This is a genomic window from Streptomyces sp. NPDC027663, from assembly GCF_055566415.1.
On record NZ_JBVHSK010000003.1, the window covers coordinates 23,078 to 43,794 of the forward strand.

20 protein-coding genes, 1 tRNA gene and 2 pseudogenes are annotated in these 20,717 nt (G+C 72.5%); 15 read left to right on the forward strand and 8 right to left on the reverse strand.

All coding sequences use genetic code 11. The annotated features are described in order from the left end of the window. The first annotated feature begins 77 nt into the window (after positions 1-77). Positions 78-1,232: an ABC transporter ATP-binding protein gene (locus ACZ4SF_RS09455; protein ID WP_468380537.1), complete on the forward strand. Its 1,155-nt coding sequence runs from the start codon at positions 78-80 to the stop codon at positions 1,230-1,232. Positions 1,233-1,244: 12 nt separating this feature from the next. On the opposite strand, the pseudogene ACZ4SF_RS09460 reads toward ACZ4SF_RS09455, so the two are convergent. From ACZ4SF_RS09460 to ACZ4SF_RS09475, 4 genes and pseudogenes are all read right to left on the reverse strand, one after another. Beyond that, positions 1,245-2,180 (reverse strand): annotated as a pseudogene (locus ACZ4SF_RS09460) (ABC transporter substrate-binding protein); the annotation flags it as partial. Beyond that, the gene (locus tag ACZ4SF_RS09465) at positions 2,177-2,848 is read right to left on the reverse strand and encodes an ABC transporter permease (RefSeq protein ID WP_468380540.1); all 672 of its coding nucleotides are present in this window, start codon (positions 2,846-2,848) and stop codon (positions 2,177-2,179) included. The pseudogene ACZ4SF_RS09460 and the gene ACZ4SF_RS09465, both read right to left, overlap by 4 nt. Next, positions 2,845-3,525: an ABC transporter permease gene (locus tag ACZ4SF_RS09470; RefSeq protein ID WP_468380543.1), complete on the reverse strand. Its 681-nt coding sequence runs from the start codon at positions 3,523-3,525 to the stop codon at positions 2,845-2,847. The genes ACZ4SF_RS09465 and ACZ4SF_RS09470 overlap by 4 nt, the downstream gene beginning before the upstream one ends. Before the next feature lie 186 nt (positions 3,526-3,711). After that, the gene (locus ACZ4SF_RS09475; RefSeq protein ID WP_468380546.1) at positions 3,712-4,290 is read right to left on the reverse strand and encodes a TetR/AcrR family transcriptional regulator; all 579 of its coding nucleotides are present in this window, start codon (positions 4,288-4,290) and stop codon (positions 3,712-3,714) included. A 122-nt stretch (positions 4,291-4,412) separates the two neighbouring features. Between ACZ4SF_RS09475 and ACZ4SF_RS09480 the strand changes: the two genes are divergently transcribed. The 4 genes from ACZ4SF_RS09480 to ACZ4SF_RS09495 all read left to right on the forward strand — a co-directional run bounded on the left by ACZ4SF_RS09480 (position 4,413) and on the right by ACZ4SF_RS09495 (position 8,748). Beyond that, positions 4,413-5,270 (forward strand): AAA family ATPase, encoded by an 858-nt coding sequence (locus ACZ4SF_RS09480; RefSeq protein ID WP_468380548.1) that lies wholly within the window; start codon positions 4,413-4,415, stop codon positions 5,268-5,270. Then, positions 5,267-6,619: a VWA domain-containing protein gene (locus ACZ4SF_RS09485; protein WP_468380551.1), complete on the forward strand. Its 1,353-nt coding sequence runs from the start codon at positions 5,267-5,269 to the stop codon at positions 6,617-6,619. The genes ACZ4SF_RS09480 and ACZ4SF_RS09485 overlap by 4 nt, the downstream gene beginning before the upstream one ends. A gap of 61 nt (positions 6,620-6,680) precedes the next feature. Continuing rightward, a complete protein-coding gene (locus ACZ4SF_RS09490) occupies positions 6,681-7,655 on the forward strand; it encodes a pyridoxal-phosphate dependent enzyme (RefSeq protein ID WP_468380554.1) in 975 nt (324 codons plus the stop codon). 121 nt (positions 7,656-7,776) lie between these two features. After that, a complete protein-coding gene (locus ACZ4SF_RS09495; protein WP_468380557.1) occupies positions 7,777-8,748 on the forward strand; it encodes an NAD(P)-dependent alcohol dehydrogenase in 972 nt (323 codons plus the stop codon). A gap of 7 nt (positions 8,749-8,755) precedes the next feature. On the opposite strand, the gene ACZ4SF_RS09500 is transcribed toward ACZ4SF_RS09495, so the two are convergent. After that, positions 8,756-9,958: a LysR family transcriptional regulator gene (locus ACZ4SF_RS09500; RefSeq protein WP_468380560.1), complete on the reverse strand. Its 1,203-nt coding sequence runs from the start codon at positions 9,956-9,958 to the stop codon at positions 8,756-8,758. A 171-nt stretch (positions 9,959-10,129) separates the two neighbouring features. Here ACZ4SF_RS09500 and ACZ4SF_RS09505 point away from each other — a divergent pair, with 171 nt between their 5' ends. The 5 genes from ACZ4SF_RS09505 (at position 10,130) to ACZ4SF_RS09525 (ending at position 14,305) form a co-directional block, all read left to right on the forward strand. After that, positions 10,130-10,825 carry a type 1 glutamine amidotransferase domain-containing protein gene (locus ACZ4SF_RS09505; protein ID WP_468380563.1) on the forward strand — a complete coding sequence of 232 codons (696 nt, stop codon included), beginning with the start codon at positions 10,130-10,132 and terminating at the stop codon, positions 10,823-10,825. A gap of 147 nt (positions 10,826-10,972) precedes the next feature. After that, complete coding sequence (locus ACZ4SF_RS09510) at positions 10,973-11,617, forward strand: RNA polymerase sigma factor (RefSeq protein ID WP_468380566.1); 645 nt, start codon at positions 10,973-10,975, stop codon at positions 11,615-11,617. Continuing rightward, entirely contained in the window at positions 11,614-11,955 is a 342-nt protein-coding gene (locus ACZ4SF_RS09515; RefSeq protein ID WP_468380569.1) for a hypothetical protein, read from the forward strand. Before ACZ4SF_RS09510 ends, ACZ4SF_RS09515 begins: the two co-directional genes overlap by 4 nt. A 389-nt stretch (positions 11,956-12,344) precedes the next feature. Continuing rightward, complete coding sequence (locus tag ACZ4SF_RS09520; RefSeq protein ID WP_468380572.1) at positions 12,345-13,310, forward strand: pirin family protein; 966 nt, start codon at positions 12,345-12,347, stop codon at positions 13,308-13,310. An 812-nt stretch (positions 13,311-14,122) separates the two neighbouring features. After that, the gene (locus ACZ4SF_RS09525; RefSeq protein WP_468380575.1) at positions 14,123-14,305 is read left to right on the forward strand and encodes a hypothetical protein; all 183 of its coding nucleotides are present in this window, start codon (positions 14,123-14,125) and stop codon (positions 14,303-14,305) included. A 238-nt stretch (positions 14,306-14,543) separates the two neighbouring features. Here the strand turns inward: ACZ4SF_RS09525 and ACZ4SF_RS09530 are convergent, their stop codons facing one another. Beyond that, positions 14,544-15,191: a superoxide dismutase gene (locus tag ACZ4SF_RS09530; RefSeq protein ID WP_468380577.1), complete on the reverse strand. Its 648-nt coding sequence runs from the start codon at positions 15,189-15,191 to the stop codon at positions 14,544-14,546. A gap of 202 nt (positions 15,192-15,393) precedes the next feature. Here ACZ4SF_RS09530 and ACZ4SF_RS09535 point away from each other — a divergent pair, with 202 nt between their 5' ends. Both ACZ4SF_RS09535 and ACZ4SF_RS09540 read left to right on the forward strand, forming a co-directional pair. Further along, positions 15,394-16,026 carry a precorrin-8X methylmutase gene (locus tag ACZ4SF_RS09535; RefSeq protein WP_468380580.1) on the forward strand — a complete coding sequence of 211 codons (633 nt, stop codon included), beginning with the start codon at positions 15,394-15,396 and terminating at the stop codon, positions 16,024-16,026. 19 nt (positions 16,027-16,045) lie between these two features. After that, a pseudogene (locus ACZ4SF_RS09540) lies at positions 16,046-16,120 on the forward strand (SAM-dependent methyltransferase); the annotation flags it as partial. Positions 16,121-16,177: 57 nt separating this feature from the next. Here ACZ4SF_RS09540 and ACZ4SF_RS09545 read toward each other — a convergent pair. Then, the gene (locus ACZ4SF_RS09545; protein ID WP_468380583.1) at positions 16,178-16,939 is read right to left on the reverse strand and encodes a cobalt-precorrin-6A reductase; all 762 of its coding nucleotides are present in this window, start codon (positions 16,937-16,939) and stop codon (positions 16,178-16,180) included. 17 nt (positions 16,940-16,956) lie between these two features. Here ACZ4SF_RS09545 and ACZ4SF_RS09550 point away from each other — a divergent pair, with 17 nt between their 5' ends. Continuing rightward, positions 16,957-18,129, forward strand: a complete 1,173-nt coding sequence (locus tag ACZ4SF_RS09550; protein WP_468380586.1) for a cobalt-precorrin-5B (C(1))-methyltransferase — start codon at positions 16,957-16,959, stop codon at positions 18,127-18,129. A gap of 176 nt (positions 18,130-18,305) precedes the next feature. Here the strand turns inward: ACZ4SF_RS09550 and ACZ4SF_RS09555 are convergent. Further along, positions 18,306-18,382 (reverse strand) — tRNA-Met (locus tag ACZ4SF_RS09555). Between the two features lie 325 nt (positions 18,383-18,707). Here ACZ4SF_RS09555 and ACZ4SF_RS09560 point away from each other — a divergent pair. Both ACZ4SF_RS09560 and ACZ4SF_RS09565 read left to right on the forward strand, forming a co-directional pair. Beyond that, a complete protein-coding gene (locus ACZ4SF_RS09560) occupies positions 18,708-18,911 on the forward strand; it encodes a cold-shock protein (protein WP_007502648.1) in 204 nt (67 codons plus the stop codon). Positions 18,912-18,997: 86 nt separating this feature from the next. Then, complete coding sequence (locus ACZ4SF_RS09565; protein ID WP_468380589.1) at positions 18,998-20,671, forward strand: DEAD/DEAH box helicase; 1,674 nt, start codon at positions 18,998-19,000, stop codon at positions 20,669-20,671. Positions 20,672-20,717 lie beyond the last annotated feature (46 nt).

Below are 20,717 nucleotides of genomic sequence, written 5' to 3' on the forward strand. Positions count from 1 at the left end.
GTCACCCGCACCCGGTGCGTCCGCCGGTCGGGGCACGGCGGGATGAGGCGCGCCGCACCCTGTCGTAGCGTGAGGGAATGATCCGGTTCGAGCAGGTCACCAAGCGGTATCCGGATGGCACGACGGCCGTTGACGACCTCTCCTTCGAGGTGACCGAGGGGGAACTGGTCACGCTCGTCGGTCCGTCCGGGTGCGGCAAGACGACGACCATGATGATGGTGAACCGGCTCATCGAGCCGACCTCCGGCCGGATCTCCGTCGGCGGCGAGGACATCGCGACCGTCGACCCGGTGCGACTGCGCCGCCGCATCGGGTACGTCATCCAGCAGGCCGGACTCTTCCCGCACCGCACCGTCCTGGACAACACCGCGACCGTGCCCGCGCTGCTCGGCTGGAAGCGGGCGAAGGCACGGGCCCGCGCGGCCGAGCTGCTCGATCTGGTGGGCCTCGATCCGAAGACGTACGGGCCGCGCTACCCGGAACAGCTGTCCGGCGGGCAGCGGCAGCGGGTCGGCGTGGCGCGGGCCCTCGCGGCGGATCCGCCGGTGCTGCTGATGGACGAGCCGTTCGGCGCGGTCGACCCGGTGGTGCGCGAGCAGTTGCAGGACGAGTTCCTGCGGATGCAGGCCTCGGTGCGCAAGACGGTTCTGCTGGTCACGCACGACATCGAGGAGGCCGTCCGGCTCGGCGACCGCATCGCCGTGTACGGTCAGGGCCGCATCGAGCAGTTCGACACGCCCGGCGCGGTGCTCGGGGCGCCCGCGACGCCGTACGTCGCCTCCTTCGTGGGCGCCGACCGGGGTCTGAAGCGGCTTTCGGTGACCGTGATCGAGCCGGACGATCTGGAACAGCCGCCCGTGGCCCGCCCGGACGAGCCCGCCGAACGGGCCGCCGGCCGGCTGCGGGCCGAGGACGCCCGCTGGGCGGTGGTGCTGGACGCGGGTGGTGACCTGCACGGCTGGGTCGGCATCGACGAACTGGCGGAGGGCGGCACGGTCGGGGACCTGGCGCACCGGATGACCGCCTGGGTGCCGGTGGGCGCGCCGCTGAAGCAGGCGTTCGGGGTGATGCTGCAGTACGACGCCGGGTGGGTGGCCGTGCTGGACGGTGCGCGGTTCCTCGGGGTGCTGACCCCGGCGAAGCTGCACGAGGCGCTGCGCCGCTCGGTGGACGCGGACGCGCGCGGTGTGACGCGGGGGCAGGTGCCGTTCGACTCGGTGTCGGACGCCTGAGGCGAGCTGTCCCAGCAGGCTCTTGTCCTTCAGATAGGCGCGGGCCACGTCGGCGGGCAGCCGGCGCCAGCTGTCGACCTGCTGGTTCAGCCGGGCCAGGTCGCCGGTGGTGAGGACGTCGTTGAGCCTGCCGAGTGTCTTCACCACCCGGGCACTGCCCGCGCGGGAGCGGTTGACGACCGGGACGATGTAGTCGGCGTTCTGCAGGTGCTTGTCGTCGGCGAGCAGGACCAGACCGAACTCGCCGAGCGTGGCGTCGGTGGTGGTGGTCAGCACCATCTGGTCCCGGCCGGCCTGCACCGCCCGCTTGGCCTGGGTGGTGCCGACACCCTTCGGGTCGACTCCGGTGATGTCGATGCCGTAGACCTTCTTCAGCCCCGGCGCGCAGTAGGGCCGTTGTACGCACTCGTCGCCCGCCGCGAGCCGTACCGGCAGTTTCGCGGCGCCGAGGTCGCTGAGGGTCCTGAGGCGGTGCTGCCGGGCGTAGGCCGCGGTCACCGCGAAGGCGTTCTGGTCGACGGCCCTGCCGGGCGGGAGAACGGTCAGGCCGCGGGGCGTGGCGAGGGCGCGCAGGGCCTTCATCGTGGCGCCGAGGCGGGGCGAGCCGACCGGGGTGGCGTCGGCACCGTGGGTCTTGGCGTTGAGCCAGTCGGCGAAGGTGGCCGCGTACTCGGGAACGACGTCGATCCGGCCGGACTCCAGCGCCGGTTCGTACAGCTCCCGGTTGGCGACCGTGAGGATGGACGTCCGGTAGCCGGCCTGGTCCAGCAGCTGGGCGTACATCTGCGCGAGCAGGTCGCTCTCGGTGAAACCGGCCGAGCCGACGGTGAGGTGCCGGCTGTCGCCGGGCGGTGCGGTGACCTGGCCGCGGTTCTCCAGGGCGGGGCCGGTCGAGCAGGCGCTGAGCGCGACGAGCAGGCCCACGGCGAAGGCCGCCCGGCGCCTCATCGGCCGCCCCGGGTCCATGCCGGTGCCAGCCGCTCGGCGATCTCGAAGACGCCCTCGACGAGGAGCGCGAACACCGCGACGAGCACTGCGCCCGCGACCACCTGGGGCGTGCTGGCGAGGTTGAAGCCCGCCGTGATGATCCGGCCGAGGCCGCCTCCGCCCGCGAGCGCGGCGATGGTGGCGGTGGCGACGAGCTGGACGGCGGCGATGCGCACCCCGTTCAGGACCAGGGGGAGCGAAAGGGGCAGTTCCACCTGGAACAGCAGCTGCCGGCCGGTCATGCCCATGCCCCGCGCGGCCTGGACCACGTCCCGGTCGACCTCGCGCACACCGACGTAGGCGTTCGTGAGCAGGGGCGGTACGGCGAACAGGACGAGGGCGACCACCGTAGGGCCCTCGCCCCACCTGCCCACCGGGGTCAGCAGGAGCAGGACCAGCACGGCGAAGGTGGGCACGGCCCGGCCGACGTTGGAGATGTTCACGGCGAGCGCGCCGCCCTTGCCGAGGTGGCCGAGGACGAGCGCGACGGGCAGGGCGATCAGACAGCTGACGAGCAGACAGACGACGGTGAGCACCAGGTGCTGGAGCAGCCGGTGTCCGATGCCGTCGGGGCCCGGCCAGTGCGCGGGGTCGGTGAGCCAGGCCCAGGCCGCGGCGAGGGTGCTCATGCCCGGGCCGCCCTGGTCCATGGGGTGATCAGCCGCTGCACGCCCAGCAGGAGCAGGTCTGCGGCGACGGCGATCAGCACGCAGAGCACGGACGCGGTGAGCACCTGGGCCTTGAAGTAGGTGTTCATGCCCGCGTAGATCAGGTTGCCGAGGCCGCCGAACCCGACGATCGCGCCGACGGTCACCAGGGAGACCGCCGAGACCGTGGCGATGCGCAGGCCGGCCATCGCGGCGGGAAGGGCGAGGGGCAGCTCGACGGTGAGCAGGAGGCGGACCGGTCCGTAGCCGAGGCCGCGTGCGGCCTGCCGGGTCTCCTCCGGGACCGCGCGCAGCCCTGCGAGGATGTTCCGCACGAGCAGGGTCAGCGAGTACAGGACGAGCCCGGCGACGACGAGTGTGGCCGAGAGGCCGTAGAGCGGCAGGAGCAGGGAGAACATCGCCAGCGAGGGGATCGTGTAGAGGATCGTCGTCAGCGCGAGGACGGGGCCGGCCGCCCACGCCCAGCGGCGGGCCAGCACCGCGAGCGGCAGGGCGATGACCAGGCCGATCAGGACCGACAGGACGGTCAGCTGGAGGTGCTGGACGACCGCGTCGAGCAGGATGTGGCGGCGGGTGCTCAGATAGGCGCCGCAGATCCACTCGTTGCGCGCGAGGCAGTCGTCCGGGGGCACGGTCACGGGTCCATTGGACCGGGCGCGCGAGCGGGTCGGCGCGCCGGAGTGACCCGTAGGGGGTGGGTCGCTGGCCCGTACGGGCCAGGTGGCTCGTCGGTGGGGCGGGGCGGGGCGAGGTGGCTCGTCGGTGGGCCCGGGCGGGCCAGGTGGCTCGTCGGCGGGTCGGGGCGGGCGAGGTGGCTCGTCCCGTCACCCCTCGCGCACGCCGGCCGCGTCCAGCAGCGCGGTCGCCGTCACCGTGGCGAGGCCGTCGTCGAGGCGTTCCACGCCGGCGCCGGCCCGTGCGCTGGCGCCGTCGAAGATCAGCAGGAGCTGGCGGGCGAGCAGCTCGGGGTCGCGGGCGCCACCCTGCTCGGCGTCGGCGCGGAAGCGTTCAGCGAGGCTCTCCTTGACCCCGCGGGCGACCCGGCTCGCCGGGTGCTCGGGGTCCTTCAGCTCGACCAGCACGGCCAGGAAGGGGCAGCCGTGGTAGTCGGCGTCCAGGGAGGCCTGCGCCACCCGGTCGAAGACGTACAGGATGCGCTCGCGCGGGGTCGCGTTCTCCGGGTCGGGGTGGGCGAGCCGAGCCTCGTACCACGGCACGCTCCGCTCCAGGCTCGCGGCCAGCATCGCGTCCTTGCTCTCGAACAGCTGGTACATCGACCGCTTGGACACGCCCGCCGCCCGGCACAGGGCCTCGATGCCGACGGACACACCGCTGCGATAGGAGAGCCGCGCGGCGGCGTCGAGCAGCCGGTCGCGGGGGGACGCCTTCTCTGTGGTGGCCATACCGCGAGGTTACCGGTGCCACGAGCGAAAGAAAACCGATCGGTGTATACCGTGGCGCCGGAGGTGAACAAGCGCTTAGATAGGAGACCGGTCCTTGTTCCCGACCCGCACCGGAGGCCCGGTTGTTCACGTCCGTCGACGATGTCTCCGCCCGCCTCGCCGAGACCGGCTACCTCGCCTCGCCCGCCGTCGCCACGACCGTCTTCCTGGCGGACCGGCTCGGCAAGCCCCTGCTGGTGGAAGGGCCCGCCGGCGTGGGCAAGACCGAGCTTGCCAAGGCCGTCGCCCAGGTGGCCGGGGCCCGGCTGGTGCGGCTGCAGTGCTACGAGGGCGTGGACGAGTCCCGCGCCCTGTACGAGTGGAACCACGCCAAGCAGCTGCTGCGGATCAGCGCCGGCCGCGGCGAGAGCTGGGACGACGCTCGCACCGACATCTTCACCGAGGAGTTCCTGCTCCCCCGCCCGCTGCTGACCGCCATCCGCGGCGACGAGCCGACGGTCCTGCTCATCGACGAGACCGACAAGGCCGACGTCGAGATGGAGGGCCTGCTGCTGGAGGTGCTCAGCGACTTCCAGGTGACGGTCCCGGAACTGGGCACCGTCACGGCCACCCGCCGCCCGTTCGTCGTCCTCACCTCCAACGCCGGCCGGGAGCTGTCCGAGGCCCTGCGCCGCCGCTGCCTCTTCCTGCACATCGGTTTCCCGGAGGAGGAGCTGGAGCGGCGGATCGTACGGCTGAAGGTGCCCGGCCTCGGCCAGGCGCTGACCGAGTCGGTGGTCCGGGTGGTCGGGGCGCTGCGCGCGATGGACCTGCGCAAGGTGCCGTCCGTCGCCGAGACCGTCGACTGGGCGCGCACTCTGCTCGCCCTGGGCGCCGGCACGCTGGACGAGACCGTGGTGCGCGACACGCTCGGGGTGATCCTCAAGCACCAGGACGACATCCAGAAGGCGGCGGCCAAGCTCGACCTGGACGCGCTGTGACCACGGTCGCCGACCGGATCACGGGACTGGTCGGCGCGCTGCGCGCGCACGGGGTGCGGATCGGCACCGGGGAGACCGTGGACGCGGCCCGCGCGGTGGAGGCGCTGGGGCTCGCGGACCGGGAGCTGCTGCGTGAGGGGCTGGCCGCGACGCTGCTGCACGGCCCCGCCCAGCGGGCGGTGTTCGACCCCGTCTTCGACCTCTACTTCCCGCGCGGCGTCGGCGGCCCCGACGGTGCCGCCATGGACCGCGAGGCCCTGCGCGACCGGCTCGCCGAGGCACTGGCGGCCGACGACCGGGTGATGCTGGCCCGGTTGGCGTCGGAGGCGGTGGACGCCCTCGGCGGGTACGGGAATTCCCCCGGTTCGGACGGCTTTTCGGCGTACCAGACCCTCGACCGGCTGCGCCCGCAGACCCTGCTGGCCCGGGTCCGGGCCGATGTCCGGGGCCGGGACGGCAGCGGCGCGGGGTTCGCGGACCGGCTGCTGGACGACGAGATCCGGAGCCGTATCGAGGAGTTCCGCCGGATGGTCGGGGCGGAGGCACGACGGCGGGTCGCCGAGCGGCGCGGCCGGGACGAGATCGCGCGGCGCGGAGTCCGGCCGACCGCCGACCGTGTCGACTTCCTGTTCGCGAACCGGGACCAGCTCACCGAGCTGCGCAGGGCCGTCCAGCCGCTCGCGCGCAAGCTCGCCACCCGGCTCGCCGCGCGCCGCCGCCGGGCCGCGCGCGGCACCGTCGACCTGCGCCGCACCCTGCGTTCCTCGCTGTCCACGGGCGGCGTGCCGATGCGGCCGGTGCTGCGCCGGCGCCGCCCGGTCCGCCCCGAACTGGTGCTGCTCTGCGACGTGTCGGGCTCGGTGTCCGGCTTCTCGGACTTCACGATGCTGCTGGTGCAGGCGCTGCACGACCAGTTCAGCAAGATCCGCGTGTTCGCGTTCGTCAACCGGCTCGACGAGGTGACCGGGCTGCTGGACCACGGCCGCGCCGATCCCGACGGACTCAGCGCCCGCATCCGTGCCGAGGCCACCCTCACCGGCTGGCACGGCAGCAGCGACTACGGCGTGGCACTGGGCGAGTTCACGGAACGCTACGGCGGTGCGGTCGGCCCGCGCACCACCGTGTTCGTCCTCGGGGACGCCCGCACGAACATGAGCGACCCCAACCTCAACGCCGTACGCGAGCTGGCCCGGCGGGCCCGGCGGCTCTACTGGCTCAACCCCGAGCCGCGCGGCCAGTGGGGCACCGGCGACTCCGCCGCCCCCGCCTACGCCGAGCTGGCCGAGATGCACGAATGCCGTACGGCCCGGCAGCTCAGCGCGCTGATCACGCGGCTGCTGCCGGTGTGACGCCGGGCGGGCGGCCGTGATCGACTGGTCGCCCGTCGTCCCGTGTACCAGGAGGCCCGCCATGAGCCACCCGCCCGTGCCGCTCGGCACCTTCCCCACCCCCGTCGAACCCGCACCCCGGCTGGCCGCCGCGCTCGGGCTCGGACCGGACGACCTGTGGGTGAAACGGGACGACCTCACCGGCCTGGGCGGCGGCGGGAACAAGATCCGCAAGCTGGAGTGGACCGTCGGCGCGGCGCTCGCCGAGGGCGCGGACACCCTGGTGACCACGGGCGCACCGCAGAGCAACCACGCCCGGCTCACCGCCGCGGCCGCCGCCCGGCTGGGCCTGGACGCCGTGCTCGTGCTGCGCGGTTCACCGGGCGTGTCCCGGTCCGGGAACCTCGCCCTGGACGGCCTGCTGGGAGCCCGGCTGCACTGGGCGGGTGACGTGGACCGGGCGGGCCTGGACGCGGTGGCGGACGAGGTCTGCGCACGGCTGCGGGAGAAGGGCGCCCGGCCGGCCCTGGTGCCGTTCGGCGGGTCCAGCACGCTGGGCGCGCGAGGCTATGTGCGGTGCGGTGAGGAGCTGCGCGCGCAGGTGCCGGAGCTGCGGACCGCGGTGGTCGCGCTCGGTTCGGGCGGCACCATGGCGGGGCTGGTGGCCGCCCTCGACACGGAGTCGGTGCTCGGTGTCGACGTGGGCGCGCTGGCCGACCCGGCCGCGGCGGCGGCGGAGTTCGCGGCGCCGCTCGCCGCGGAGCGGATCACGGCGGACCGGCTGCGGGTGCGCCGGGACCAGGTGGGCGAGGGATACGCGACGCTGACCGGCCCGGCGGCCGATGCGCTCCGGCTGGCCGCCCGCACCGAGGGCATCATCCTAGACCCGGTCTACACGGCACGGGCGCTGGCCGGGCTGGCCGCCGCCGTCCGGGACGGCGAGGTACGGCCGGGCGAGAAGACCGTGTTCGTGCACACCGGCGGGTTGCCCGGTCTGTTCGGCCACGCGGACGCCGTCGCTGCCGCCGAGGAGGCGGCCGGCAGCGACGGACGCTGAGAACCGCGGCCCCTACACGCATCCGCGTTCCTCCTCCCCCGGGATTACGGCACTTCCCCGATGCCTTTCCGGCGCACCCGGCCCTAGCCTGCGAGTACAAGGCCTGGGGGGAGATCGGAACATGAAGGCAGTCGTGCAGGACCGGTACGGCTCACCGGACGTGCTGCAACTGAGGGAGGTGGAGCAGCCGGTGCCGGGCGACGGCGAGGTGCTGGTACGGGTGCGTGCCGCCGGGCTGAACGCGTACGACTGGCACCTCATGCGTGGCGACCCGTACGTGGCCCGGCTGGCGCTGGGACCGCGCGCGCCCCGGGCCCGGATCCGTGGCCGGGACTTCGCGGGCGAGGTGACCGCGGTCGGCCGCGACGTACGGGATCTCCGGCCGGGCGACGAGGTTTTCGGCGAGGTCGACGGCACCTTCGCGGAGTACGTGAGCGTCCCGGACGCCTGGGTGGAGCGCAAGCCCGCCTCCCTCACCTTCGAGCAGGCGGCGGCCCTGCCGCTGGCCGGGAACACCGCCCTGCGCGGCCTGCGGGACGTGGCGGGGCTGCGGCCGGGCCAGCAGGTGCTGATCAACGGCGCCTCCGGCGGGGTCGGCACGTTCGCCGTGCAGATCGCCAAGGCGCTCGGCGCGGAGGTGACCGGCGTGTGCAGCACACGCAACACCGAGTTGATCCGCTCGCTGGGCGCGGACCACGTCGTCGACTACACGCGCGAGGACTTCACGCGGGCCGGGCGGCGCTACGACGTCGTCCTCGACCTGGCGGCCGGCCACGGGATCTCCGGCCTCCGTCGCGCGCTCACGCCCACCGGGACGCTCGTCCTCGGCAGCGGGGGCAGATCAGGGCAGTTCTTCGGGGCTCCCGTCCTCATCCTCGCAGGGGTCGCGCTCTCGCCGTTCGTCCGCCAGCGGCTGCGCCCGCTCATCGGCCCGGCGCCCGGCAAGGCCGTGCTCGCGGACCTGCGGGAGCTGGCCGACTCCGGGAAGCTCGCCCCGGTGATCGACCGGACGTACCCGCTGGACAGAGCGCCGGAGGCCATCCGGTACCTGGAGGAGGAACACGCGCGCGGGAAGGTGGTCGTCACGGTATGACGGCGGCCTACCAGCTGCGTGCCGCCCGCAGCAGGAAGGCGCGGACCCGCGCCACGTCGGGGTTGTCGGGGGCGCCGGGACGCTGGACGAGGAACCCGGTGTTGATCGGCGGGTCCTCCGGCTCCAGCAGGGCCACGAGCGCGCCGGACTCCAGCAGCTCCCGGCACAGGTAGCGGGGCAGCACACTGAACCCGGCGCCCGCGGCCACGGCCGCGAGGACCCCGCGCAGGTCGGGCACGGTCACGGCGGCGGTACGGGACAGACGCCGGCCGAAGACGTGCCGCCAGTAGCGACGGGCGATCGGCAGGTCCTCGGCGTAGGTGACGAGCGGGATGCCCTGCAGGACGGCGGGGTCGAAGAGGCCGGCCCCGGCGCCACCGCCGGCCCCCGGCCCCGGCCCCGGCCCCCCGGCGTCCGGCTGCCGCTCGGAGAGTCTCACCCCCGTGGCGCCCGGCCCCCGCTCGGCGGAGTCGAAGGCCCCCGGCGCAGCGCCACCCACGGTCTGCGGCCCACGGCCGGCCGGCTTCTCGTCCTCGGTGTCCGGCGCCGGCTCGGCGGACCTCCCGCCTTCCGGCGCCCGCTCGACGGACCTCCCGCCTTCGGACTCCAGCCCTCGCACGGCGGGCTTCCCGCCCTCGGTGTCCTCGTCGTGCCGTCGTCCTGCCAGCCGCTCGGCCCAGACCGGCGCGGCGACGAGCACGAACTCCTCGTCGCTGAGGGGCACGGCGTGCAGCGTACGGCCGCGCGGGCGGGTGGTGGCGATCACCAGGTCGTGACGGCCGGCGCGCAGTTCGTCCAGCAGCGGATCGGTCAGCCCGGTCGACACACGCAGCCGTACGCCCTCGGCGACCAGCGGCGCGAGGGCCGGCAGGACGATGGTGCACAGGAATTCCGCCGGGCCGGCCAGATGGACGGGCTCGGCGCGGGTGCCGGCCGGCGGGGTGGGTCCTGCGACGGCGGCCAGCTCGTCCAGAGGCGCGGCGATCCGGGCCGCCAGTTCGTCGGCCACCGGGGTCGGCGTCACCCCGCGCGGCAGCCGTTCGAACAGCTCACGGCCCGTCTGCCGCTCCAGCGCACGCATCTGCGTCGTCACCGTCGGCTGCGACAGTCCGAGCAGCCGGGCGGCACCGGTGAAGGAACCCGAGCGGTACACCGCGAGGAAGGTGCGCAGCTGGTTCAGGTCGAGGTGAGCGAGAGAAGCGGTCTCCACGGGTCCGAGTATCGCCGCCGGCATCCCCCGGCACCCATAGAAGAATCAATGTCCGCCATTCGTTACTTCATTGGATGCCTATGGGTGGTCTCGCCTAGGTTCGGTCCCGCAGACCCCTGCCGTTCCCGAAGACCCCAGCTTTCTGGGATCCCGGCTTTCTGGAGAGAACCCATGTCGAAGATCCTTTTCGTGATGACCGGCGCCGACCGGTGGACGCTCGCCGACGGCACCACGCACCCGACCGGCTTCTGGGCCGAGGAGGCCGTGGTTCCCTACCGTGCCGCCAAGGCCGCCGGCCACGAGGTCGTCGTGGCCACGCCCGGCGGTGTGGTACCGCCGGTGGACCGGGCGAGCCTGGGCGCCGAGGTCAACGGCGGCCAGGAGCGGGCCGACGAGATCGCCCTCGCCCTGGAGGAGATGACCGAGCTGCGCACGCCCGTGAAGCTCGCCGAGGTGGACCTCGGCGACTTCGCCGCCGTGTTCTACCCGGGCGGTCACGGCCCCATGGAAGACCTGGCCGTGGACGCCGAGTCGGGCCGGCTGCTGGTGACGGCCCTGGACTCGGGCAAGCCGCTGGCCGTGGTCTGCCACGGTCCGGCCGCCCTGCTCGCCGCGGTCCGGGCCGACGGCACCAACGCCTTCGCGGGCTACCGCGCGGCGGCCTTCACCAACGAGGAGGAGATCCAGGGCGGCCTCGCCGGCCAGGCCAAGTGGCTCCTCCAGGACCGGCTGACCGAGGCGGGCGTCGAGGTGCAGGCGGCCGAGCCGTGGGCGCCGCACGTGGTGATCGACCGCAACCTGGTCACCGGCCAGAACCCGGCGTCCTCGGCTCCGGTCGCCGAGGAACTGCTCAAGCGGTTGGGCTGACGACGGTCGGGCCGACCGCAGCCGGGGTGACGGCCGTAGGGCCGGGACGTACCGGGCCGGGACGGCCGCCCGCGGTCGATGGACGAGCGGGCGGAAAATTCGCCGGCCGTCACCTGCAACCTCGGCCGGGGTCGGACGTCTGTCGGGGTGGAGCCCTCCACTTCGACCAGACGTCCGACCCCGAGCACCGAAGGAACCCATGTCCGCACACCGTGTCCCGCGCCCGAACCGCACGCACAGGCTGCGCGCCGTCCTGGGGGCCTCCGCCGTAGGCGCGGCCCTGGCCGTCGTCGGCACCATGACCGCCCAGGCGGACCAGGACGACAGCGACACCACCGCCGGCTCGCCCTGGTGCGCCTGGCCGTGCTGCTGGTGGACGACCTGCCCACGGCCGAGGACGTCGTACAGGACGCGTTCACCGCGCTGTTCCGGCGGCACGGCCACCGGCTCGCGGCGCTGGACGACCCGGAGGCGTACCTGCGGACCAGTGTCGTCAACACCGCCCGCTCGGTGCTGCGCCGGCGCAGGACCGTACGCGCGCACACCCCCGCCGCCGAGGGACACGCGCCCGCACCCGACGAATACGTGCTGCTCCACGAGGACCACCGGGAGGTGCTGGCCGCGCTGCGCACGCTGACCCGTCGGCAGCGGGAGGTGCTGGTGCTGCGCTACTGGTCGCATCTGACCGAGGGAGAGATCGCGGCGACACTCCGCCTGTCACGGGGTGCCGTCAAGTCCACGGCCAGCAGGGCCCTGGACGCCCTCGGCCGGCGTCTGGAGGGGCTGCGATGAACGAGTCCGGTACGGGGGCCGCGGCGACGCCGGTCGAGGAGCGGCTGCGGGCCGCACTGGCCGCGCGTGCGCAGTCCGTCGGCCCGGCCGACCTGCGGCCCCTGCGCCCGCCGGACGGAGCGGTGCGGTACCGGCGGGTGCTGGTGCGCCGGATGGTGGTGGGCGTACTCGCTCTGGCCGCGGTGGCGGCGCTGGTGTTCCTCACCCTGCGCGGCGCGGAGACACGCCCGGCCGAGCCGGCCCGCACGCCTCCCCCGTCGACCGGCTCTCCGACCCCGGTCCCGAGCCCGGCGAGCCCGTCAGCGGCGACGCCGTCCCCGAACGCACGGCAGCCGTGAGCCGGGCAGGCCGGCCGCGGCCCCCGGAAGGAGAACACCGTCGGCCGCGCAGGGTCCGGGACGAGAACACCGTCCAGGCGAGCCGCCCCCGGCGAGGCGACCCCCAACCAGGCGAGCCGGCCCCCGAGGAGGCGACCCCCACTCAGGGGCCAACCCCCGGAGAAGCGACCACCACCCACGCGCGCCGAGCCCCGGGAGGCGACCTCCGACCAGGCGACCTCCGACCAGGCGAGCCGGCCCCAGGACGAAGCCACCACACGACCGCACCGGGTCCCGGGACGGGACCGCCACCCGGCCGTGCCGGGGCGTCGGCCATCGTCGGTGGTGAACCGGGCGAAAATCCGCAATCGTGCACCCCGGTCCGGCTGCCGCACCGTTAGGTTGGCGGCATGAGCAACCTTGACCGCGCACCCGTGCCCAGCGCCTGCGGTGGCCGTGGATTCGTCGTCGCCGAGCCCGTGCGCGAGCTGCTGAGCCCCCGGCACGTCAGGCTGGGCGAATCGACCGAGGTCCGCCGGCTGCTGCCGAACCTCGGCCGGCGCATGATCGGCGCGTGGGCCTTCGTCGACCACTACGGTCCGGACGACATCGCCGACGAGCCGGGCATGCAGGTTCCGCCCCACCCGCACATCGGGTTGCAGACGGTCAGCTGGCTGCACGAGGGCGAGGTGCTGCACCGGGACTCGACGGGCAGCCTGCAGACGATCGGACCCCGGCAACTGGGCCTGATGACCTCGGGCCGGGCCATCAGCCACTCCGAGGAGAGCCCCCGGCCGCACGCCCGCTTCCTGCACGGCGCCCAGCTGTGGGTCGCCCTGCCCGACGCCCACCGGCACACCGACCCGAAGTTCGAGTACCACCCCGAGCTGCCCATGGTGACCGCGCCCGGTCTGACCGCCACGGTGATCCTGGGCGCCCTGGACGGCTCGGTCTCACCCGGTACGACGTACACCCCGATCGTCGGTGCCGATCTCGCCCTGCACCAGGGCGCCGAGGTCCGTCTCCCGCTGGAACCCGACTTCGAGTACGGGGTGCTGGCCATGTCCGGCGAGGTGCACGTGGACGGGGTGCCGGTGCTGCCCGGCTCGATGCTCTACCTCGGCTGCGGGCGGTCCGAACTCCCGCTGCGGGCCGCGTCGGACGCCAAGGCCATGCTCCTGGGCGGTGAGCCGTTCGCCGAGGAGCTGATCATGTGGTGGAACTTCGTGGCCCGCTCCCAGGAGGAGATCGTCCAGGCTCGTGAGGACTGGACGAAGGGGACGGTTTTCGGCGAGGTGAAGGGCTACGACGGGGTCCCGCTGCCCGCACCAGAACTGCCGGGAGTACCGCTGAAACCACGCGGAAGGCTGCGCTGACCTGGGAGTGTCAGGCGCTTCCGTTCATGGAGTTAGAGGTGGTCTCTCCGCCGACCCTGCAAAGAGGGTGTCTGACGGCGAGGCCCCTGGATGCTGCCGCACGGACATCTTCAAAGCTGTCCGCGTTTCCAAGGTGTGGGCATCTGAGGTCAGCCTTGGCCGGACGAATGCCGACTCAAATGCCGACTTCACTGACGAGCAGTCAGAACATGGTGCAAGCGGTGCGGTCGTCTCTTGAAGTCCAGGAAGTCCAGCGAGACGGACGGATCGACTGCAAGCCGCTGTCAGCTGATGCCGCCTCGGGAGTCGATGGACTTCGGGGCCCGTCATCGCATGCCGAACACCCCGGGTGGTTGTGGGTACCCAACAAGTTCAGGCGGGGCGGGAGGAACGTCAAGGTCTTCCTCCACGTCGGAGTCGCGATGACGGGCTCCGAGATGACTCGCCACACCTGACCGTCGTAGGTGAGTCTTCCGTCGCCCGCGCCGACGTGGACGCCGCACATGGTTGTCTGCGCGAACGACGCTCCGTATCCTGGAAGAGCGTCAGTCCCCTTAGGGGCAACGACCGAAGTCGTTGCCCATTATGGGGATTGACGACTAGCGACCCCCGCTCAATGTGAGGCGGAGGTCGCCGGCCCGCTCAGCACACCCACCCGTGTGTATCGAAGATCTCGACGAAGCACCCCGCCCGGGGAGCGCAGTCGGCGGGCGCTGCGCTTATGTCAGGCTCCGCCTGCCTTCGTTGAGGTCTTCGCTCCTCAGCGAAGTCTCTCGGAAGCGGCGGCCAACACCGTCCGGGAGGCGGCACTCATGTGGGCTGTACTGGAGCAAGTGGCGGTGACTGCTCCGCAGGTCTTCCTTTACGTCATCGGGCTCTTCGGGTTGATGATCGTGCTATCCCTCGTCATCGCACTCCGCAAGGCGGAAGCCTCGGAGCGTCCGGAGATCATCAGGGCTCTTGCTGATCTGATGGCGTGCTGGAAGAAGCGCTGACCGTCGTGGCCCACACGAGCCCCGGGGCCTGTTGCGAAAGTTCCGTACGGATGTGTACCTGTCCGCAGTGGTCGATCTCGACGACACACGGCGCTCGGGTGCCGGAGGGAGTCCTGGCAGCGCCGGGCGTTGCCGAAACGCTCCCGCCGGCGTGTTGCCCGCGGGAGCCCTTCGCTGTGCGCCTGCCGGTGAGGGGTGAGAAGACGATCACGAGCAGGACATCGGGATGACTGCGTCGTCAGGGGCGCAGGAGGAGGCTGTCGCCGCGCTCCTTGGCGGCGGCGTAGCGCTTGGCCACGTCCTGCCAGTTGACGACCTGCCACATCGCCTCGATGAAGTCCACCTTCTGGTTCTTGTACTGCAGGTAGAAGGCGTGCTCCCAGGCGTCGAAGACGAGGACGGGGGTGGAGCCCTGGCCGACGTTTCCCTGGTGGTCGTAGACCTGCTCCACGATCAGGCGCCCGCTGAGCGGCTCGTACGCCAGCACGCCCCAGCCCGAGCCCTGGGTGGTCGCCGCGGCCTTGGACAGCTGCGCCTTGAATCCGGCGAAGGAGCCGAAGGACTCGGTGATCGCGTCGGCCAGGTCACCGACACCGTCCTGGGCGAGGGGCTCGCCGCCGCCGTCCTTCGGACCGGTCATGTTCTGCCAGTAGATGCTGTGCAGGATGTGCCCGGAGAGGTGGAAGGCCAGGTTCTTCTCCAGGCCGTTGACCGAACCCCACGACTCCTTGTCCCGCGCCTCGGCGAGTTGCTCGATCGTGTCGTTCGCCCCCTTCACGTAGGCGGCGTGGTGCTTGTCGTGGTGCAGCTCGATGATCTCGGGGCTGATCACGGGCGCGAGCGCCGAGTAGTCGTACGGAAGCTCCGGGAGCGTGTAAAGCGCCATGTCCAACGTCCTCCGACGTTATTGCCAATAATATGCAACTGCACATTAACAGCAAGAAGCGCGCCCTGTGATCAGGCTTCGGACCTAGGACCCCGTGTCGCACGGGACGGACCGATGGCCACCCCTCGGACCAACTCGCCGCCGTCACCGCGGCGTACGATTCGGAAGCCGTAAGTCGACCGAGAGCAGCGAGAAGAGCACTGTGACCACCCACGTCTACGAGAAGGACGGCGCGGCGATCTACCGCCAGTCCTTCGCCACCATCCGCGCGGAAGCGGACCTCGCGGGACTGCCCGCCGACGTCAGCCAGGTCGCGGTTCGCATGATCCACGCCTGCGGGATGGTCGACCTCGTCCAGGACCTGTCCTACACGCCCGCGGTGGTGGCCCGGGCCCGTGCAGCCCTGCGCGCAGGCGCCCCGATCTTCTGTGACGTGCAGATGGTGGCCAGCGGCGTGACCCGCAAGCGGCTTCCCGCCGACAACGAAGTGCTCTGCACCCTGTCCGATCCGGCCGTTCCGGAGCTGGCCGCCGAGCTGGGCACCACGCGCAGTGCCGCCGCGCTGGAGCTGTGGCGGGACCGGCTGGAAGGCGCGGTCGTCGCCGTCGGCAACGCCCCCACCGCTCTCTTCCGCCTGCTGGAGATGATCGAGGAGGGCGCGCCCCGGCCGGCTGCCGTCATCGGTGTCCCGGTCGGCTTCGTCGGCGCGGCCGAGTCCAAGGACGCCCTGGCCGCGCACCCGTCCGGCCTGGAGCACCTGGTGGTACGCGGCCGCCGCGGGGGCAGCGCCATCGCCGCCGCCGCGCTGAACGCGATCGCGAGCGAGGAGGAGTGAACGGCACGCCGTTCAGGGTGGGCTCGGCCCCGGCGGTGCGTCCCTGATGACCGTACGAGCGGTCGAGGCGATCGCCGAGGCCGACGTGGTCGCGTAGCGCAGCGCTCGGCACGGCCGGTCGGTCACGCGGTCCATCGGGGTCAGGTCTCGGTCAACGCAACGGAGACGGGCCCTGGTCGAAACTCTCGCGGACCCACCGCGCCGCGCTCTCGGGGTCCGGTACGACGGGCACGCCTTCGGGAACCGGTGGCCTGCGGACCACGACGACGGGCAGCCCGGCCTCTCGCGCAGCGGTCAGTTTCGGGGCGGTCGCCGCGCCACCGCTGTCCTTCGTGACGACGACGTCGATACGGTGGCGCAGCAGCAGCTCGCGCTCCCCGTCGAGAGTGAAGGGGCCGCGGTCGAGCAGCACCTCCATCCGGGCCGGGTGCGGCGGCCGGGGTGCGTCCACGGACCGGACGAGGAACCACAGATCGTCCAGGCCGGCGAAGGCGTCCAGGCCCATGCGCCCGGTGGTGAGGAAGACCCGTCGGCCAAGTGCCGGCAGTGACCGGGCGGCCTCCTCCAGCGACCCCACCTCGTGCCACCGGTCGCCCGCTACCGGGACCCAGCCGGGCCGGCGCAGGGTGAGCAGGGGAACATGGCTGGTGGCAGCGGCCTGTGCCGCGTTGAAGCTGATCGTCCCGGCGAAGGGGTGCGTGGCGTCGACGACCGCGTCGACCGCGTGTTCACGCAGCCACGCCGCCAGTCCTGCCGCTCCTCCGAAGCCGCCGACGCGCGTCTCGCCCGGAGGGAGCCGGGGACCGGCGACCCGTCCGGCGAGGGAGCTGGTCAGCTTCAGACCGGGGGTGCCGTGGAGCAGTTCGGCGAGACGGCGGGCCTCTGCGGTGCCGCCGAGGATCAGTACGTGCATGGGGTCCGGGTCCGTTCATGAGGAGTAGTGAGGGTAGAGGCGTGGGTGAGAACGGTGGGGGCGGGCCGCGGGGTTCCGGTCAGGTGAAGGGCGGTCGCCGTGCCCAGCTGGAGTACACCGGCCTGCGGCACGGCTGGACCACCGGCGCGTGCGCGACGGCGGCCACGACGGCCGCGTACACCGCCCTGCTGACCGACGAGTTTCCCGACCCGGTGACGATCACGCTGCCCAAGGGGCAGACGCCGTCGTTCGCGCTGGCCGCCGAGGATCTGGCCGGGGACTCCGCGATGGCGGGGATCGTGAAGGACGCGGGCGACGACCCCGACGTCACGCATGGCGCACTGGTCCGCGCCACGGTCCGGCTGCTGCCCGCGGGCAGCGGTGTCGTCTTCAGGGCGGGCCCAGGCGTGGGCACCATCACCCGGCCCGGTCTTCCGCTGCCCGTCGGGGAGGCGGCCGTCAATCCCGTCCCCCGGCGGATGATGCGGGAGCACGTCGCCGAGGTCGCCGCCCGCCACGGCGGCACCGGCGACGTGGAGATCACCCTCTCCGTCGACCACGGTGAGGAGATCGCCCGCTCGACCTGGAATCCGCGCCTCGGCATCCTCGGCGGCCTGTCCGTGCTCGGCACCACGGGCATCGTCGTGCCGTACTCGTGCTCGGCCTGGATCGACTCCATCCGGCGCGGTGTGGACGTCGCCCGGGCGGCCGGACGGACCCATGTGGCCGGGTGCACCGGCTCGACCTCCGAGAAGACGGTCGTCGCCGAGTACGGCCTGCCCGAGGACGCCCTCCTCGACATGGGCGACTTCGCGGGCGCGGTGTTGAAGTACATCCGCCGCCACCCGGTGGACCGCCTCACGATCTGCGGAGGCTTCGCCAAACTCTCCAAGCTCGCCGCGGGCCACCTCGATCTGCACTCCGGCCGCTCCCAGGTCGACAAGGGATTCCTCGCCGGACTGGCCCGGCACGGCGGCGCCGATGAGACACTCGCCGCCGAAGTGGCCGGCGCCGACACCGGGCTCGCCGCACTCCGGCTGTGCCAGGCGGCCGGGGTGCCGCTCGGGGACGTGGTGGCGCGGGCGGCCCGCGACGAGGCACTGGCCGTCCTGCGGGGAGCGCCGGTCGCCGTGGACGTCCTCTGCATCGACCGGGCCGGCACGGTGGTGGGACGCAGTACGGTCCGGTAGCCCGCCGGGTCGCCGATCACCCGGTACGGTCCGCGGGCAGGCGACGAGCGGGGCGATCGCCGACGGGCTGCGGGGGCTCTCGACAAGATCGGCATGGCCGGGAACGAAGATACGCCGGGGCACTGCCTCGCCGGGGAAACAGCAAAGGGGTCCGGCCATGGCCGGACCCCTTGCTTTGGTAGCGGGGACAGGATTTGAACCTGCGACCTCTGGGTTATGAGCCCAGCGAGCTACCGAGCTGCTCCACCCCGCGTCGGTTCCTCCACTCTACACAACAAATCCGACGCGGCGTCCGCGGCGCATGCGCCGACCGGCGCAGTTCGCGAGCAGGCGGCCGATGAGGCGTCCGCGGCGCATGCGTCGGCCGGCGCAGTTCGCGAGCAGGCGAGAACGCCGGCAGCCGGTCGGGCCAGAACCTTGATCCACCGCGGACCGCCGAACTGTGCTACGGTCTTGGTGTTGCAGTTGTGGTACCCATGAACCTATGTGCGCCTGACGGGAATGTTTCTCCTTCAGGCGCATTGTTTGTTTTTCCGGCATCTCCGGATGGGGCCTCTGCCTAACAGAAGGAGAATGTCATGGCACAGGGAACCGTCAAGTGGTTCAACTCTGAAAAGGGTTTCGGCTTCATCGAGCAGGACGGCGGCGGCCCCGACGTCTTCGCCCACTACTCGAACATCGCGACCCAGGGCTTCCGTGAGCTCCAGGAGGGCCAGCGGGTCTCCTTCGACGTCACGCAGGGCCAGAAGGGCCCGCAGGCGGAGAACATCGTCCCCGCCTGATCGCCGGACGCGATTTACGTACCGGGGTCCGCACCGTCATGGTGCGGACCCCGGTTTGTGCTGTTTCCAGGAAGGCAGACCACCGCATGTCCCGCAGGCCCCAAAAGCCGAACCGGCGTACCTCCTCGTCCAGGCCGTCCGCGGCGCCGCCCAAGGAATTCCGGCTGCCGGAAAGCACCACGCCCGCGCTTCCCGCCGTCGAGGACTTCGCCGGACTGGAGATGCCCGCGGAGCTGCTCAAGACCCTCACCGCGCAGGGCGTGAAAGCTCCCTTCCCCATCCAGGCCGCCACGCTGCCCAACTCCCTGGCCGGCCGGGACCTGCTGGGACGGGGCCGCACCGGCTCCGGCAAGACCCTCGCGTTCGGGCTCGCGCTCCTGGCCCGAACGGCCGGACTGCGTGCGGAGCCCAAGTCGCCCCTCGCCCTGGTGCTGGTGCCCACCCGTGAACTCGCCCAGCAGGTGACGGACGCACTGACCCCCTACGCGACTGCGGTCGGCCTCCGGCTGGCCAGCGTGGTCGGCGGCCTGTCCATCACCAAGCAGGCCGGTGCGCTCCGGCGCGGCGCGGAGGTGGTCGTGGCCACCCCCGGCAGGCTCAACGACCTCGTGGAACGCGGTGACTGCACGCTTCACGACGTACGCATCACGGTGCTCGACGAAGCCGACCAGATGACCGACATGGGCTTCCTGCCGCAGATCACCAAGCTGATCGAGCAGGTACGGCCCGACGGACAGCGCATGCTCTTCTCGGCCACCCTGGACCGCAACATCGACCGCTTGGTGCAGCGGTATCTGACCGACCCCGTGGTGCACTCCGTGGACCCGTCCGCGGGAGCGGTGACGACCATGGAGCACCACGTGCTCCACGTGCAGGACGAGACCGACAAGAAGGCCGTCACCACGCGCATCGCCGCCCGTGACGGCCGGGTCATCCTCTTCCTCGACACCAAGAGGTCCGCCGACCGGCTCGCCAAGCGGCTCCTCGCCGTCGGTGTCCGCGCGGCGGCACTGCACGGAGGCCGCTCCCAGCCGCAGCGCACCCGCACCCTGGAACAGTTCAAGAACGGCCAGGTCACCGCCCTGGTGGCGACGAATGTCGCGGCGCGGGGCATACACATCGACGACCTCGACCTCGTCGTGAACGTCGACCCGCCCACCGACCACAAGGACTACCTCCACCGGGGCGGTCGCACGGCCCGCGCCGGCGGCTCCGGCAGCGTGGTCACGCTGGTTCTGCCCACCGAGAAGCGGGACGTCACCCGGCTCATGTCGGACGCGGGCATCCGCCCCCGGACGTCCCGGGTCACGTCGGGCGACGCGGAACTGGCCGCCATCACCGGCGCCCGCGAGCCCTCCGGTGTGGCCGTCACCATCGAACTCCCCCGGCCTGCGACACCGACGGGGTCCCGCCCCGACCGCAAGACCGGTGCTGCGCCCGGCAGACGGTCCGGACGCCGACGCCGCAACGACGGCGGGGACAAAGCGGCGACCGACGCTGTCACCAGGACGGGCGGCCGGGGCTCCGGCCGCACGACGGGGACCGGCAGGTCCACGAACGGTGACGCCGGAACGGCCGGACGCAGCTCCAACCGCACGACGGGAACCAGCAGGTCCACGAACGGTGACACCGGAACGGCCGGACGCAGCTCCGGCCGCACGACGGGAACCAGCAGGTCCACGAACGGTGACACCGGAACGGGCGGACGCAGCTCCGGCCGCCAGTCCGCCTCACGCGGACGCCGGCTCCACACCCGGTGAGTAAGGCGGCGGCCCGGTGACGGGCCGACGCGGCGACCGTGCGACG